Genomic DNA, 17735 nt, shown 5'->3' with positions numbered 1-17735 from the left:
ATCTAATACAAGTATTTGATTATAGTAAATGGCTATAATATGATTGCATTAGGACAACACAAAGGAGGTGCCGGATGAGCAGAAATTCAAATGAAACAGAAAATATCATGGGAACGCAGAAGATGAGCAGACTTCTTCTTGGAACCGGAATTCCGCTTATGCTCAGCCTTCTGATAAACTCACTTTACAACTTTGTTGATTCGATTTTTGTTTCCAGAATATCTGAGGATGCACTTACTGCACTTTCATTAGCTGCTCCTGTGCAGATGATCGTATCATCACTGGGACTTGGTAACGCTGTTGGTCTGAATGCAGTAATATCAAAAGCTCTTGGAGAAAAAAGACCTGATAGGGTAAAAAAGACGGCCAGTGCTGCAATTTTTATTGCAATATGCTCCTGGATGATAAATGCGGTAGTATGCTTGCTTTTTGTTAATGCTTACTATGATTGGCAGTCCGGCGGCAATGCAGCCATTGCTACTTATGGAAAACAATATCTTACCATCTGCATGCTGTTCTCATTCGGCCAGATGGGACAGTGGGTATTTGACCGATTTGTAATAGCAAGCGGTAAATCTACTCTGTTTATTTTTACATTATCTGCTGCATCCATAACAAATCTGATCCTGGATCCGATCTTTATTTTCGGAATGTTTGGAATTCCACGTTTGGAAACTACAGGTGCTGCTATAGCAACAGTAATAGGGCAGTGCGTGGGGCTCATGGCAGGTGTCCTTATAAACAGGAAATGGAATAAGGAAATACCTTTTGCATTCACGCTTCATCCGGACAAAGAAAGCATTCGTGCGATTCTGAGTGTGGGAATACCGTCTACAGTAGTACAGATACTTACTTCATTCGTGAATGTTGGCATGAATTCAATACTCCTTGGGTTCTCATCCACAGCTGTTGCCGTTTACGGTGTCTGCACGCGCATGTACGGCGTTGTAACTGTGGGAGTACATGGCATAAACAATGGGCTAATTCCGATAGTTGCTTATAACTATGGAGCAAGCAAGAAAGACAGGGTAAACGACGCAGTTAAATGGGCATTTGGATATGGACTGCTGTTTTATGCAGTATTCTTTCTGATACTGGAAATACTACCTGTAAAAGTACTGGAGATTTTTGATGCATCTTCAAATATGCTGGCTATAGGAGTGCCTGCAATCAGGCTTCTCGCAGTAGCATACCTTTTATCAATTATCAATCTTATCATCGCAGCTGCACTTCAGGGATTATCTCTGGGTACAAAGAGCATGTATTTGACTATGCTTAGACAGGCACTGCTTCCTTTAATATTCGCATTAGCAGCAAGTAGTTTTGGTAATCTGAATATGGTGTGGATGAGCTTTATAATTGCTGAGTTTCTGGGAATGCCTTTAGCATTTCTTCTTTGGAAAAAAAGTACAGCAATGGTCTTTGCACGCGGGATTTTCATTCCATGATACGCCACAGCTCCTTGATGAGATACTTACAAACTAAGATACCGTAATGGTATTGTATTTATCATAAGTGGAATAAACCCAGAACAAAAAACTATCTGCATAATCACAGTCTCCTCGTTTACGAATTTTTGACCTTTTTCTTCACAATGATTCCGGCTATAAGTGATATTGCAAAACAGATGTCAAGCATTACTATTGGAAAAGCGCTGGAAGAATATTTGCTATCTGAAAAAATCGCAAAGGTACAAAGGAGCGTCATAGGGAGGCCAACAATGCCAATTCCTATGGAAAGGGTGCAGTTTTCATTTACTTCCTGTTTGCGATTCTTAGAGAATAAAAACAAAATCAACCATATCAGGAAGCAGACAGCCGAGGTACCTATTGTAAGCAACGCTCCGTCAAGGCTTCCTTTGCTGCTTCCAAGAGTCATCTCTTTTGTTTCAGGGTTAACTCTTACTTCAGAAAGATTGTAATCCGGCTTATCCATAGATGATTTTTTAGTTGTTACATGTTTCTCACCATCATAGGTCCAGTGAACATCATATGTGTATTCTGTCCTAACTCCTTTTCTTGTATAACGTTCTCTTGAAGAGACATTGTCTATATATGCAGTAGCTGTTTCGTAATCTTTAAATTCATATGCGGCGAAAAGCTGGATCAAAGTCAATCCAATACACAGGACAGCAATATTTAGAGCAATGAAACGGAACACTGAGATTTCATTGTATTTGTTTTGATTTGAAATTATGGTTCTGGATTTTGTATTCATATAGTTCTCCGACAAAAAATATATTTTATGATGACGATTCTTTTGTTTTCTTAAAAGAAAGTTACAAGTGCAGCGGTTGCAGCAATACTAAAAAGAATGACTAATGTGAAAAATCTGATTTTTCTCCTTCTTTTTTGATTGTTTTTGCTAAGATAACCCTCCGGCTGATCTCAGTCTATCTATAATACAGTTGGAGATAAGAAATTGTTGCAGCTATTTGGGGGAATTTACACAACCAAAATACAGAATAGATAAATGAATAATATAGCCTCAGCTTTTGAAGAACGATTCTGATGCCTGCGTGTTGCTTGTTGGACCTGTAGCAGGGTTCTTTTTACCAAAAAATGAGAGATTAATAGAAGTGAAAAGACGATAACCGCTGAAAATCTTACTTGAATTTCTTAAGCTCTGATGCAGCAAGAGGAATCGTAATTGCAAGAGAGAGAACGTCAGCGCAGGCCTGAGTCATCTCAACTCCACGGATTCCTAAGACTGCAGGAAGAATCAGGATAAGTGGAATAAAGAAAATACCATTCCTTGCTGAAGATGTGATAGAAGCCTTGACACCTTTTCCTATGGACTGAAGCATCATATTGGAGATAACCAGGGCTCCTCCAAGAGGAAGGGTTGCTGACTGATATCTAAGGGCCACAGCGCCAACTGCGATTACATCAGCGTCATCACGGAAACTTCCTATGACCTGAGGAGCAAATGCAAAGCAGATTACACCTATAATTGTAAGGAATATAGTTGCATATTTTACACAGAAGAAGTAACCTTCTTTAACTCTTTTATAGAAACCTGCGCCATAGTTGAAGGAGCATACAGGCTGGTAACCCTGACCAAAACCAATAAGTGCGGACATAAGCATCATCATGACTCTTGTAGTTATGGACATACCTGCGATTGCTGCGTCTCCTCCAAGAGAACCTGCGGCTCTGTTAAGTAGCAGAGTTGAGATTGCAGCCATGCCCTGACGGAAAAGAGATGGTGCACCGCCGTTAATGATCTCATATAAATAATGTCCGTTTATGTGTACATTTGAAAGTCGAAGGCGGATGTTTTCACCTCGCTTACTTCCTATATATAAAACGAAGAAACTGGTGATCTGACCCGCAATTGTAGCGAGTGCGGCACCTCTTACACCAAGATGAAATACGAAAATAAGAAGAGGATCAAGCCCCATGTTCATTACAGCGCCGCACATAAGGCCAACCATGGCATACATGGCGCTGCCCTGGAATCTCAGCTGATTGTTTATGACAAACTGACCGATCATAAAAGGAGCTCCAAGAAGGATTATTCTCATGTAATTCTGGGTATCCTCAAGAGTTGTGCTGGTAGCACCGATTAAGTAGGACAGATCTTTTACGAACAGATTTCCGATTACTGCGATGATAATGCCGATGATTATTGCAAGAGCAAAACCGGTTGAAGCCATTTCATCAGCTTCCTTGTGTTTTCCGGCACCAAGCATTCTTGACAAGTAATTTCCGGAGCCGTGACCGCAGAAAAAGCCAATGGCCTGAACCAGTGCCATTACCGTGAAAACAATTCCTACAGCAGCAGTTGCCTGAGTTGAGATTTTTCCAACAAAGAAAGTATCTGCGGTGTTATAGATAGCTGTAACCAGCATACTGATAATAGTCGGTACCGACATTCTAAGTATCAGCTGAGGCACAGGAGTCTGTGTCATCATTTCTCGTCTGTTTGAATTACGTGTATTACTCATTATTATTATTATACGTCCTTTGTTTGGGAAGTTATGCTTTAGAAAACAATCCTATTTATTTAAGGAATTGAACAATCACGCCAAGTACTATCATGATAGCTGAGAAGGCAAGAATGCCAAGTCCGCCTTTTTTATTTGTGTCAGGATCAGCTGTGTACTGGTCAACATGAGCATCCTGCGGATCATCCGGATTATATGATATATCCACACTATCACCTACTTGCGGTGCCAGGACAGCAGGTATATTCTTCAATGTATACTCCATTCCGCTTACATTATAACTAGTGGTAACTTTATAAGTATACGTTGTGTGATAACCTGCATGATTTTTCCTTTTTTGTTTGTGCGTTTTTACGATAACATCGATAATTGTTCCACCTGTTTTTGCTGTTCTTCTTTCAAACTGAGCTCTTGATCTTGGCGCTTTTATAAGTACATAATACAGTCCCACAAAAACAAATATGATTCCAAGAATAATAAGTGCAATTCCTACCATGGCAAAATCCCCCTTTGTTTAATATTATACTATTGATTTGTATGGAATTGCTATTAGAGAAAGTATAAAATAAAATCGGACAGTGCTTCGACCTAAAACGAAGTATTTTTTGCATTCAATTATAATGGTCTTTGAGGAAGGACGTTTAATTATATGGATTATCAGTCTTGGATCGAGGGAATAGATGGCTTTGCCAGTCTGTATTCTTTTGATATTTTGTCAGACGGAAAGTATAGTGAAATTCGTCTGATGGCAGTAAATAAGCAAAATGTGGTTATGCTTCAGATGAATCCAGATGCACCGGAGTTTTATCCCGGAATTCCCTACCGAAATTATTGGATGGATCTGAATTTTGAGAGTTATGTTTATAAATGTGCCAGTACTTCCAGCCCTTTATATTCATATGTTAATGCTCGCGGTCTATGGCTTAAGGGATTTTATATGCCTATTTCGGATATATGGGATGAAGATGAGAACCCTAAAGTACCGGAGGGCGGCCGGAGAGTATATTGTCTTTATGTGATCACTTTTTCAGATCAGGTGGAGACCGATTCCATGTCAATAAAGTCCCCGAAAATAGCCAGCGCTGTATTGGATATAGGAATCAAATTGCATGAAACACAGGATTTTTGTCAGTCCATTATGGATGTTTCTGCTCTGCTCAGAAATATATGCGGTGCTGAAAGGTGTGCATTGTATACGGTAGATAAAGATAACCAGGAATGCTCATTTATTGATGAAAGTGGAGTTCGGAATCAATTTATGGAAGAACTTGCTCAGCAAATGGGACGCACTCCTTTTGAAGCGGCCATGGCCTGGGAAGCAGATCTGGCTCTTTCTGATTGTCTGCTTATGGATGATCTTCATGTCATTGAGGAGCGGGATCCTGCCTGGTATCAGTCATTATGCAAATATGGAATACACAATATAATCCTGTATGCCATTCGATATGGTCAGACATTAGTAGGTTTTATCTGGGCTGCGAACTATGATGTTACGCGTACAGATGAGATAAAGGAGACATTGGAGCTTTCAACCTTTTTACTTGCTGCAGTTATTAAAAACCATCAGCTTATGTCCATGCTGGAAATAAAGAGTACTGTGGATGCACTGACTCAGGTAGGAAATCGTAACGCTATGGATGAGTACATTAACGGACATACTCAGGGAACAGGCAAATTGCCTGAATCTATGGCGGTTGTATTCGCAGATTTGAACGGACTAAAAAAGACCAATGATGAAAAGGGCCATGATGAAGGAGACAAACTGTTGATGAGAGCAGCTGCCATCCTAAAGATAACCTTTGGAGATAATCAGATCTATCGTATCGGAGGCGATGAATTTGTAGTGCTCTGCCCGGATATCACTGAGGAAAAGATGAATGAGCAGGTGTCGCAGCTAAAAGGTATGGCAGATAATACCTCCGACGTAAGCTTTGCTGTAGGAAGCGTGTTCTGCCAGGGCTCATACGATTTAACTGCAGCTATACAGGCCGCAGATGGAAAAATGTATGAAGATAAAAAAGCGTATTATTCAAAACGTTGAGTTATATTCCATCCCCTAACGGTTTTAGGGGATGGGGTATCAAAAAGGGTTTCAGTTTTTCTTCATTAATATGAAATAAGTCAAAGCCAGCATTATGAATGCACCAATCCAAGCAGAGACTTCAGAGATGGCTATCCCTCTAAATGATAATCTTCCAAGGGTAAATCCGAACCCCAGTCGCATTGCAACCTCAAGAAAACCTGAAAACATCGGAATCATAGTGTTCCCGAGTCCCTGCACTGCATAGCGGAATACGAATAATCCGCCAAGTGCAAAAAGGCTTATCCCCAGAATTGGCATAAATTCTGCACAATACCCTATAGTGACAGAATCACTTATCATAATTTTGGAAATGATTTCAGGAGTTACAATCTGTATCAGTGCAAGTGGAACGTTCACAATTATGGATAAAACAAGCCCTTGTCTTACTCCTATGCGAATACGGCTATATTTTCCGGCTCCTTTATTCTGTCCAACGAAAGTAAGGATAGAAAGTCCCACAGAGATACCAAACTGCTCAAACAATCCCGCAAACTTCATGCAGACAGAATAAGCGGCAACATATGCACTGCCCATAAGATTTACAAAGTACTGAAGAATCATTCCGCCAGCCGCTGTTACAGAATTCATAAATGCTACAGGAAGACCGATTCTAAGCAGGTCAATGCATAAGGAAAACTGTGGAAAAACCAGAGGACTTTTACTTTTGTCTTTCGGATTTTCATCATTTAAGATAGGTACCTTATTAATTCTCATTCGACAGAATATATATGAAACCGCCTGCGCGATAACTGTGGCCACAGCTGCCCCTATGACGCCAAAATGCAGACCCATCACGAGAAAAACATCCAGGATAATATTTGTTATGGATGAGATTATCATTGCAGATAGTGGCGTTTTGCTGTCTCCAAGAGACTGAAGTATGGTGATTGCAAGATTATTAAGTACAGTGATGGTTATTCCGGCGAGTATTACGGCAAAATAGTTATAGGCATCACTGAAAATATCGGAGGGTGTTTTAAGAAATTCCAGCATACTCTTCAATGTCATTAGACATAGGAGAGTAAACAAGACACTCATGATTGTGCTGATATACTGTGCCGCCAAAACGTAGCCCCGAAGAAGTCTTGAATCTTCTTTTCCAAATGACTGGGAGAAAGTAATTCCAAATCCTCTTGTCAGTCCCACTACAAATCCAAGTATGAGAAAATTAAGGGTTCCTGATGCGCCAACGGCCGCCAGAGCCTTATCACCTATTCCTTTGCCAACTATTATGCTGTCAACCAGGCTGTAAACCTGCTGAAAAAGATTTCCAAAAAGTAACGGCAGGAAAAACATCACGATCTGTTTCATGCTGTTTCCTGACGTCATATTAGTAGTTTTCAAATCTATTCCCCTATCCATTTATATACGATGTAGTTTTCTTTGCTAAGCATATATTCTATATGTAAAAAGATGAGTATTCAATATGATTTTTCACAATGAAGTTGCCGTATGACTTCTTTTAGAGTAATTTAAGAATCCTAAATAATAAATCATAGTATAATAGTATCGGAGCACTAAAAGCTGCATATATGAGCGAGGTGATATCATGAATAAAAAAGGATTGATTTCGATACTACTTACCGCTTTATTAATTTTTACTGTTGTAGCAGGTGTGTTTACGCAGACCCCTGTAAAAGCTGATGCTGCTGAAGGAAGGTGGGTTCTGCAATCATCTGAGACAGTTTATGGAAATGACGAGTATCTGGGTACGACCTATCAATATGATCATGTGGAAACAGATGGTCAGATGGTATACTATCTTACTCGTACATTTTCAAATATCAATGGAACCCACACTGGTTTATATACGACTACTGCAGATATACCTCCGGCTATCATAAGCGCTGGTCAAAGAGTTGAGATGAGACTAAGTGCTACACTTCAAGGTGGACTGGATAATCATCTGTGTGATAATTCGGTAGATATAAGAAGGCATTCATACTGGGAAGATGGAAGTAGTAGAGGTTCAGGTGATAGATTTAAGAATGTGTTAACAGATTCTCAAGATGATGGTTATATTGATGTCTGGGCAGGACCGCCCAGTAATCGCCAATATGAAGATGCAGGAAGCTTTTACTATGTATTCGATGAAGGAGAATACGAAGGTCAAAAGATGACTATAAGAGTGCATATTTATACCGGATCTATGAGTGGTGGCAAAGATAATGGTGGTCTTGTCACTGACTGGAATTATATTTGGACGACTTCTGGTGAAGATATTTCCTATACAGAAGAGGGAATGCAGCTCTCTGAAAATGAAATTGGAATGCAGTCCTTTGGAAATGGTGATGAAACGTCTACAGGAATGTGGCTATTGCAGTCATCAGAAACAGTTTATGGAAATGAAGAGTATTTGGGTACTATCTATCAATATAGTCATGAGCAAATAGATGGTCAGATGGTATACCGCCTTACTCGCAGGTTTTCAAATATTAATGGAACCTTTACTGGTTTATATACGACAATTGCTGATATACCTCCGGCTGACATAAGCGCCGGAGAAAGAGTTGAGATGAGGCTTAGTGCCACACTTCAGGGTGGAATGGATAATCAGCTGTGTGATAATTCGGTAGATATAAGAAAGCTTTCATACTGGGAAGATGGAAGCAGAAGAGGCGCAGGTGATAGATTTAAAAATGTGATAACAGATTCTCAAGATGATGGTTATATTGATGTCTGGGCAGGACCACCGAGTAATCGTCAATATGAAGATGCAGGAAGCTTTTACTATGTATTTCCTGAAGGAGAGTATGAAGGTGAAAAGATGACCATAAGGGTGCGTATTTATACCGGCTCTATGAGTGATGGCAAAGATAATGGTGGCCTTGTCACAGATTGGAATTATGTTTGGAAGAGCTTTTGAGTAAGGTATTGTAATATGGTGGCATGACAAACAATAAACTAATAGAATGGTAAATTATTTAGAAAAGTCAGTTTCGGGATAAAACCTGGGACTGACTTTTTTGTTATATAAGAGTAACTTCTTGCGTACAAAAGTAGATTTGTGCATACAAGAAGTCATTTTGGGGAGAAGATGTTATTACGTCAGAAAAGGCTTTTAAGAGAGAATTGGGTTAACGCCAAAATGGGGGTTATTCCTAACTACTGATTTGTTTGCGCATAGACGTAATTCGTTGATGAAGTGTATCCCCGCAAGCCATGAGAATTCAGTCAATGGAGGCGGAAAAACAGATATTGGTCTACAGTGAAATTAGAGCAGTATTCCAATGAGCTAATATCAGCATAAATAGACGTAAAATGCATAGACTGTAAAATTTTCAATAGCTGAACAATTACGTCAGTAGGTAGCAGAATGCAAGAGTTGGTTTACCGCCCAAATATTGATTAAGTCTATATTCATAATTGTTCGCGAATAGACTTAACTCATGCAGGGAACATAATTTCCGCAAGCTAAAATGTGTAAGTCTAAAAGTACTTTATCAGATTTGTTGATCTACCACTTAAATCTCGATTACGTCACTATAGAAGGAATATCAAATATTGACTGAGGTGCGTGAAGGAGAATACGAAGCTAGCACAGCAGCTTGAATACATTATCGCGCATTAAGTTAAAAAATCTGTAATCATCTGCAACAAAACTTCTGTATGAACTGTATTAAAAGTGAAATCGGTACAGAGAAGGAGGATTGAAGCGCTGTACAGGTGAGGAGATAACACTATCTTAGCGATGGAGAGATGGTGAAAAATAATAGGAGACCAGTAAGAAAATGGGGATCATACAGAACAAAATAACAATTACAGAGGAAGAGTTCAGTTATGCAACTGACGTTATCAGAAAGCAGTCAATGAAGGAAAACATGGAAAACCAGAAAATGATGGATAAATGGTCAGGTTATGACGGCGATAATACTATACATGACGAAAACTATGACTGGGAAGCAAAAACATGGTAATACAGAAGAAACCACTATGATATTTTGGGTTATTATAAATATACAAAATATATTAAATATATTAAATGTATAATATCTGTAGCCAACGATCATAAAAATATGTTTGCATGAATAAAGGCGCCTGCTGAAGCAGACGCCTTTATCATCCTTAATTATTATAGAGGGAACTATATAATAGAGGAAATCATTTGGGACTTTATTATCTCACTATTAGTGTCACAAAAGTGTCACTAATTCGTTTTTGAGGGTTGACATTACCACATTGTGGGTTTATATTGAATATATATTCAATGAATAAAAATTCAATATTATGGAGAGAGAACATGAAGAAGGTAAAGAAGATAGTAATCATTGGTGGGGGAATATCAGGATTATCAGCAGGAATATATGCGCTTTTAGCCGGTATGGAGGCTGAGATATATGAGAAGAACGCCATTCCCGGTGGTGAATGCATTGGCTGGAACAGGGAAGGCTATCATATAGATAATTGCATACATTGGCTTACAGGAACAAAGAAGGGGACTGAACTGTATGATGTATGGAAGACAGTAGGGGCCATCTCAGAGGATACCAGATATGTTGGACTTACTTCGTTTTACACATCCTGTCTGGATGGGAAAAAGGCAACATTATGGGCTGATCTTGAGAGGACCAGGAGTGAACTGACAGAACTCTCACCTGAAGATAAGGATGAGATAGATAAATTCATAGAATATGTGGAATTTTCGAAACAGTGTCAAATGCCTGCAAAGAAGCCTATGGATATGTTTGGTATAGGTGACTATATACGCCTTGGCAAATCTATGGGGGATTTCGTTAAGGTAATTAAGGACCTTGGCATGATTTCTCTGGAGGATTACAGCAAGCGATTTAAGTCGCCTCTCCTTCAAAAGCTATTCTGTGATTATCTCCCGAAGGAATACACGGCATATTCACTGCTTGTATCCTATGCCTCAATTGCAGATGGAAATGGTGACATTCCTATGGGAGCCTCTCTTGAGTTGTCACTTAGGATGGAGAAGCGATTCAGGGATTTGGGTGGAAAAATTTTCTATAATAAAGCAGTAGACAAAGTTATCATCAATGGAAAGAATGCAGAAGCTATGCTGCTTTCAGATGGCACCAGGGTCGAAGGAGATTATTTCGTTGCTACTGTAGATACAAGCATACTTTTCGGAAAAATGATTGATAAAAAGTATATGCCTAAGGCATTGAAAAAGGCTTATGAGCAGACGGAAGCCTATCCTGCTGTAAGTGGTTTTCAGGTAGCTTATGCTGTAGATAAGAATTTTAATCCCGGGGAAACCGTATTTATCGGTATAGAGCCTCTTAAGGTTGGTGCCAGAACAGTGGACCGCATGTATGTGAAGGTATACGGATATGACCCCAAATGTGTGAAGGATGGAAAACAGGTACTTCAGACGAATATCGTTCAAAGCGATGCGGACTATGAATTCTGGAAGAGCCTGTCCAAAGATGAGTATAGAAAAGCAAAAGAAGAGCTGGTGCTTGCTATAACAGATAGAATCGAGGCTGAATACCCTGAGCTCAAAGGAGAGCTTCATTATCTCGATTCATGGACACCGCTCACATATGAAAGATATTGTAATGCTTATCATGGAAGTTATATGAGCTTTATCACAACTCCCAAGGGTACCCAGATAAGAGTAAAAGGCGATATAAAGGGAATCAGAAACCTGTGCTTTGCAGGTCAGTGGAATAACTCACCCGGAGGACTTCCGGTAGCTGTAACCAACGGTAAGTTTGCTATTCAGAGGATATGCAAAAATAAGGGATATTTTAAGGGCGAAGATAATGACAAGGGAAGAACAGAAGGAAGAGAGAAAAAAAGCAATACTTATGACTGCACTGACTCTATTCGTAGAGAAAGGGTATCATGAGACAAAGGTCACGGATATAGCAGCAGCTGTTCCAATGAGTACAGGACTCATGTTCCATTATTTTAAATCTAAGGAAGAGCTGCTGATGGCACTTGTGCTTATGGGGAAGGATTTTACAAAGGCAACGGCCGGGGGTGACGGAATTCCCGGCGACATTTTCCTGAAAGGTATGCTGGATGAGCTTTTTACCTACGCCAAAAAGGATCCTTATGTTGCAAATATGTTTGTACTTATGGCACAGGCCAGAAGAGCCGGCATGCCTGAAGAGGTGCGCAAGGTTGCTCTGTCGGTGGAAGCAATTGATAACACTGCAAAGCTGATAAAAAAAGGACAGAAGGAAGGAATTTTCAGAAAGGGTGATCCAAAGCTTCTGGCGTTGTGTTTCTGGTCTGCATTCCAGGGGATAATGGAGGAAATGACCATAGATAAAAGCCTGGATACTCCTGATTCTGACTGGCTTCTTTCTATCCTGAAAGAGTAATTCTAAAATATCAATAAATTGATATTTAAAACGTTTATTGCTTTCTAAGGTTGTGTAATCTAAACTAGATATATGAAGCCTCTTTTTTGTTATGGTTTTGGATTCGACACCTAAAATTGTAACAGAATCGGGGCTTTATTAATACCCCTAAGGATTCACTTATTGGGTGAAAGCAATATGCAATTTAATTGCAGTAACTATGCGGCTTTGTAATTAAGCCGTGAATAATTCAGGTTAAAGACTGTAAAATGCGCCCATAAAAAAAGCTATCTGCTGGAATACACCAAGGATAAAAAATTCAGCAATAAAATAAGAGAATATTGCAAGAAAAAGCATTACAAATACTATATTTCAGGGCGTCTGGATTTGTCCTGAGACAAAAATATGTAAATGCATATAAAAATGTGCTAAAATTAGATATCTTATGAGATATGGGGGTATTTCAAAGAGCGTATGGGAGTATTGATTACTCTGGAAAATGTCGGCAAGACGTATTATTCCGGTTCTGTTCCGCACGAGGTCCTAAAGGGGGTAAACCTGACCATTGATGAAGGAGAGATGGTTGTGATTCTGGGGCCATCAGGATCGGGGAAAAGTACGCTTCTAAATATGCTGGGTGGACTTGACAGTGCCACCAGCGGTCAGATCACATTCGGTGAAAAAACGGTTACCAATTTAACTGACAGGCAGCTAAGCGCGTTTCGCGCTATAGATGTGGGTATTATTTTCCAATTTTACAATCTTATTCCGACGTTGACGGCTGAGGAAAATGTGGGACTTATGAGTGAGCTTGGAATTGACATTATGGATCCGATTGAAGCCTTGCGGCTTGTGGGATTGGATGGAAAGAAAAATAATTTTCCGTCCCAGATGTCAGGAGGTCAGCAGCAAAGAGTTGCCATAGCCAGAGCTATAGCTAAAAAACCGAGACTGCTGCTGTGTGATGAACCTACGGGAGCGCTTGATACTGAAACAGGCAAAGAGGTATTAAAGCTTCTTTGCGCCCAATGCAGAGAGGATAAAAGAACAGTTGTCATGGTAACGCATAATACTCTTTTCGCAGATATAGCGGATAAAGTCATATATGTGAAGGATGGAACTGTAAGCAGGATAGTAACGAATGATTATCCCAAAGAAGCCGACGAGCTTAATTGGTGATGTGATGCTGATAATGATAAATAAATCCGTATATACATGAGTTTGCTTTAATAGTTCAGGAGGGGGATATGAAGCCAATAGTCAGAAATATAATTGCGGGAGTAGTAGTTCTTTCGGCGGCGGGAGGTGTCTTTGCATATAGCATGATTCCGGATTCTGTTGATGTGGAAAAAGTGGTAAGGGGAAGTGTTACCCAGAGCATTAGCGAGATAGGGCTCATTGAAGCGGATGCTGCGGTAACTGTGTATGCACCTGCTTCCGGAAAATTGTCATCTGTAGCCTGTAAGGTGAATGATAGCGTTGAAAAGGGAGACCAGCTTGCCAATTATGATGTGACAGAGGCGGAGAATCAGTATAATAAAGCCGGCCTTAACGTCACCTACTATGAAGATAATTATAATGCTGCTGTGGCAGATAATCAGAAGAACAGATCAAAGGCTGCAACCGCTGCCAACAGGGCAGGTGATCTGCTTGCTCAGTATGTTTCCGTTGAAGAAGACAGGGATGATATAAGTATTGCTCAAAATGCCAAAAGTGGAAGCATTGAACAGAGTATTAAGGGCATTGAGGGGGAAATTGAGAAGCAGCAGACAAATCTCGAGACAGAAGCTGCAAGACTTGCGGCAGAAACTAGCGCATATCAGGAAACTCACGCAAAACAGATCGAACTCGAGGGAGAAATTGATAGTATCAAGGAAAAAATAGATTTGTCCAAGGATCAGATCAAAAAGTATCAGTCAGAGCTTTCGAAATATCAGGAGGGATCGGAGGATTATACAAAGTACCTTCAGCTCATAGAGAATGAAAATAATAATCTTGAAGAACTCAGAAGAGAGAAGGATGCGCAGAAGGAAACTTATAAAAAAGTAAAGGATGAAGCAAACAGTTATGCAAATGGGACACAAAACGCGAAGGATTCCGTAAATAATATCAAGAACAGCCTTAATGAAAGCAAAGATGCGCTGGCTTCAATCCCGGTTAATCAACTGTCAACTGAAGATTATGCTAAATATGCAGAGCTTTCAAGACAGCTTGAAGTCATAGATAAACAATGGTCTACATCTATATCTGAGAAGATGGCTGCAGAGGAAAAGATCGTAAGTGATGCTCAGTTAAAATCCTACGAAGATTCTGTGGAAATCGCCAGGATTGAAGAAAAGATAGCGGGCAAATTGCTTAGTATAGTAAAGAACGGCGTTACGGCATCAACTTCAGGAACGGTTTTGGAGAGGCTTGTGGATGATGGAGCAATAACAGAAGCAGGTACACCGCTTTTCGTTATTCAGCCGGATAGTGGATACAAGGCGACACTGATGGTGTCAAGATATGATATAGAAAGCGTAGAGGTTGGACAAAAAGCAGAGGTTATTATTGGGGCAAAGACCTATACCGGATCAGTATCTGTAATTTCTCCGGTTGCTACTACCACAGACACTTCAGGAAAGCCTAAGGTTAAGGTTGAGATAACCTTTGATGATTCTGAAGCAAAGCCTACGATAGGCCTTGAAGCACAGATTCACATTTTTACCAAAGAAGAAAAGAGTGTCCTTAGCGTTTCGGACAAAGCGGTTTATACGGGAGATGATGGAGATTACATTTATGTGCTCAAGGGAGGAAAAGCCGAGAAGAGAAGCATAGTTAAAGGCGCTTCAGGAAATGGAGTTACAGAGATTCTTGAGGGGATTTCCGAAGGAGAGTCGATTATTACCTCTGCTATGAGTGACGAGGATGTAGGAAAAAGATTTAAACCGGGCAATTAAGTAGCTAAAGTCTTTAGCAGTAAACAGGTGAGGCGCAGATGATTCTTTTAAGGAAAGTATTGCGTGATCTAAAACAGAATGCAGGACAGTTTTTGGCAATTTATATAATGACGTTACTTTCCCTTCTTATTCAGAGCGGATTTGAATCCAGTAATGTAGGAGCGACCCGTACGGCCTCCGATTACTTTACGATGACGAATTATAAAGATCTGAATATTGAGGGAATAGCATTTACATATCATGACATAGATATGCTAAATAACTATGAAGGTGTTAATAATGTCGATGGTATTTTAAGAGGAACCGGTAAGATCAGCCTTGATAAGGAGAGGCTACTGGTTCTGAATTATATAGGCAGCAATAATGTTTCAAAAATGTATCTGACTGACGGAGAGAAATATACTCCCGGAAGTACAGGATGCTGGGTAGAGAAACGCTTTGCGGATCCCATGGGTATCAGGGTTGGAGATACACTGACCTTTACCAGTGGAAACTATACACTGCACGAACAGGTAAAGGGGCTAATTTATAGCCCGGAATTTTTATATTATATTCCCAATGCAACGTATACTGAGCCGGAGTATGGTACTCATGGCTTTATTATCATGGACATAAACGAGAATCCCAATGGCCGGATAGGGTTTGATAAGCTTATTGTGGATTTGAAGGATGTTACGCATAATAGCTATCTTCTTACTGATGAAGAAAAGGCTACAATGAATGCCATGCGTTCAAAGATAGAGCATAAATTTGATAATCCTAATCTTCTTATAAAAACAAAGATAGAGGATGAGGATTACGCGGATTATGCCGGCTCAATGGATTCTAATAATGCAATTTCGACAATTTTTCCACTTATGTTTTTGGCTGTAGCAATGCTTGGAATCATAACTACCATGACCAGACTTACTGACAAGCAGAGAGTACAGATCGGAACATTGAAGGCTCTGGGTTTTTCCAGAGGAAAGATAATGTTCCACTATATGTCATATTCTGTGATCATAGCGTCGCTGGGATGCTTATCCGGAATTATTATCGGACCTATTACGCTTGGAGCATATCTGAATGGAATTAATGAATATTACTACCAGAATCCTCTTCAGAACCTTCAGCTTACGGTGAAAACACTTTATATGTCCTTTGCGACTATAGGCCTTTGTATGCTGGTGACATATTTAACAACAAGAAAGCTTCTTGTACAAAGCGCTGCAAGGATATTGCAGGCAGAGGCACCTAAGTTTGATTCGGCAAGCATTTTTGAAAAAACCATACTATGGAATTCACTTAAGTTTGCTACAAGATGGAATATTCGTGATGTTAGAAGAAATAAGCTAAGAACAGCAGTCAGTATTGTAGGAATTCTGGTATGTAGCATGCTGATATTTATGGCACTTGGCTTTTTTGAGTGCCTGGCTACGCAATCTGAATGGATGTATGGAGATATTTTCAGGGCAAATGGTCAGATAAGCTTTAAGGACGGTACACCTTATGGGACTGTTTATGAGTATGCTAAGGAATACGACGGACAGCTGATCCAGGACATTCAGGTAACACTTTTCACTGATTCTGCTGAATCCGTAAGGGGGATGACCGTTCTTGATGACGGTAATCTTTTTATGATGGAAAATGTGGACCTTGAATATACTGATCTGCCTGAAAATGGAATTATACTTACTTCACGACTGTATGATTATCTGGGCATCGAAGTCGGGCAGACTCTTAGATGGAAGATACCGGGAAGCTCAAAGGTGTTTAGCGCTCCAATCGTAAAAAAGGGTCGAATAGCTTCAGGGCAGGGAATCATAATGAGCCGAAAGGTGTGGGAAGATCTAGGCGGTGAATTTATGCCCAATTATGTCTATACGAATAAAACAGTGCCGCCTTCATTAAAATCGCGGACAGAAATAGACTCGATAGACACTAAGGAAAAGCTGATAGAGACTCTGGAAAATTCAAATGAAATATCATATTACATTTCCTATATTATCATCGCTATAGCTATAGTGATGGGCGTTGTGGTCTTATATAACCTCGGCGTTTTATCATATGTTGAGAAGACCAGAGAAATAGCGACGCTTAAGGTTCTCGGGTTCAGGTCCGGAGACATCAGACTTATCCTGTTGCAGCAGAGCCTTGCAATTACAGTGGTGGGAGCTATGCTTGGCGTGCCCTTTGGTCGTATAATGCTCGATATTCTTGTTGATGTTGTGGCCGGAATTTATCGTGACATGGTAATCAATCCTTCGGCAATGCCTTATATCGGAGCAATAGTGGGAACATTTATGGTTTCTGTTCTTGTGAATCTGTATGTATCTTCCAAGGTTTATTCCATCAATATGGTAGATGCATTGAAGAGTAGGGAATAGAAATCTGTATTGCCTTGATATATCGAAGGTAAAATTTCGACAATCATACATGAAGTGAATTGGGAAGGATAATAATCGCAGGTGAAGAGGGATTATTATTTCGAATTGTCTGAGTTTTAT

Annotated in this window: 13 protein-coding genes; 9 read left to right on the top strand and 4 right to left on the bottom strand. The window is 39.9% G+C overall.

Annotation, left to right across the window (positions count from 1 at the left end; all coding sequences use genetic code 11):
- The first annotated feature begins 74 nt into the window (after window positions 1-74).
- Window positions 75-1448, top strand: a complete 1374-nt coding sequence (locus G602_RS0108110) for an MATE family efflux transporter (RefSeq protein WP_026658557.1) — start codon at window positions 75-77, stop codon at window positions 1446-1448.
- Window positions 1449-1566: 118 nt separating this feature from the next.
- Here G602_RS0108110 and G602_RS0108105 read toward each other — a convergent pair whose 3' ends face one another.
- From G602_RS0108105 to G602_RS0108095, 3 genes are all read right to left on the bottom strand, one after another.
- The gene (locus tag G602_RS0108105) at window positions 1567-2217 is read right to left on the bottom strand and encodes a hypothetical protein (RefSeq protein ID WP_026658556.1); all 651 of its coding nucleotides are present in this window, start codon (window positions 2215-2217) and stop codon (window positions 1567-1569) included.
- Window positions 2218-2605: 388 nt separating this feature from the next.
- The gene (locus G602_RS0108100; RefSeq protein ID WP_196808620.1) at window positions 2606-3949 is read right to left on the bottom strand and encodes an MATE family efflux transporter; all 1344 of its coding nucleotides are present in this window, start codon (window positions 3947-3949) and stop codon (window positions 2606-2608) included.
- A gap of 55 nt (window positions 3950-4004) precedes the next feature.
- Window positions 4005-4445, bottom strand: coding sequence for a DUF3592 domain-containing protein (locus tag G602_RS0108095; protein ID WP_026658554.1), 441 nt, complete (start codon window positions 4443-4445; stop codon window positions 4005-4007).
- A gap of 153 nt (window positions 4446-4598) precedes the next feature.
- On the opposite strand from G602_RS0108095, the gene G602_RS0108090 reads away from it, so the two are divergent.
- Window positions 4599-5990, top strand: a complete 1392-nt coding sequence (locus G602_RS0108090) for a GGDEF domain-containing protein (RefSeq protein ID WP_026658553.1) — start codon at window positions 4599-4601, stop codon at window positions 5988-5990.
- Window positions 5991-6041: 51 nt separating this feature from the next.
- Here G602_RS0108090 and G602_RS25780 read toward each other — a convergent pair whose 3' ends face one another.
- Window positions 6042-7376, bottom strand: a complete 1335-nt coding sequence (locus G602_RS25780; RefSeq protein WP_196808619.1) for an MATE family efflux transporter — start codon at window positions 7374-7376, stop codon at window positions 6042-6044.
- A 205-nt stretch (window positions 7377-7581) separates the two neighbouring features.
- Between G602_RS25780 and G602_RS0108080 the strand changes: the two genes are divergently transcribed.
- From G602_RS0108080 to G602_RS0108045, 7 genes are all read left to right on the top strand, one after another.
- Window positions 7582-8898 (top strand): hypothetical protein, encoded by a 1317-nt coding sequence (locus tag G602_RS0108080; RefSeq protein ID WP_026658552.1) that lies wholly within the window; start codon window positions 7582-7584, stop codon window positions 8896-8898.
- Between the two features lie 865 nt (window positions 8899-9763).
- Window positions 9764-9949: a hypothetical protein gene (locus G602_RS0108075; RefSeq protein ID WP_026658550.1), complete on the top strand. Its 186-nt coding sequence runs from the start codon at window positions 9764-9766 to the stop codon at window positions 9947-9949.
- Window positions 9950-10272: 323 nt separating this feature from the next.
- Entirely contained in the window at window positions 10273-11850 is a 1578-nt protein-coding gene (locus G602_RS0108070) for a phytoene desaturase family protein (protein WP_242835527.1), read from the top strand.
- Window positions 11765-12331: a TetR/AcrR family transcriptional regulator gene (locus tag G602_RS0108065; protein ID WP_026658548.1), complete on the top strand. Its 567-nt coding sequence runs from the start codon at window positions 11765-11767 to the stop codon at window positions 12329-12331. Before G602_RS0108070 ends, G602_RS0108065 begins: the two co-directional genes overlap by 86 nt.
- A 453-nt stretch (window positions 12332-12784) precedes the next feature.
- Window positions 12785-13489, top strand: a complete 705-nt coding sequence (locus tag G602_RS0108055; RefSeq protein WP_026658547.1) for an ABC transporter ATP-binding protein — start codon at window positions 12785-12787, stop codon at window positions 13487-13489.
- A 68-nt stretch (window positions 13490-13557) separates the two neighbouring features.
- Window positions 13558-15249: an HlyD family efflux transporter periplasmic adaptor subunit gene (locus tag G602_RS25775; protein WP_044931512.1), complete on the top strand. Its 1692-nt coding sequence runs from the start codon at window positions 13558-13560 to the stop codon at window positions 15247-15249.
- A 38-nt stretch (window positions 15250-15287) separates the two neighbouring features.
- Window positions 15288-17615 carry an ABC transporter permease gene (locus G602_RS0108045; RefSeq protein WP_026658546.1) on the top strand — a complete coding sequence of 776 codons (2328 nt, stop codon included), beginning with the start codon at window positions 15288-15290 and terminating at the stop codon, window positions 17613-17615.
- Window positions 17616-17735 lie beyond the last annotated feature (120 nt).

Origin of the sequence: Butyrivibrio sp. AC2005, from assembly GCF_000424145.1 — a bacterium.
Classification (GTDB): Bacteria; Bacillota; Clostridia; order Lachnospirales; family Lachnospiraceae; genus Butyrivibrio.
This window is presented reverse-complemented; position numbering and strand designations above follow the sequence as displayed.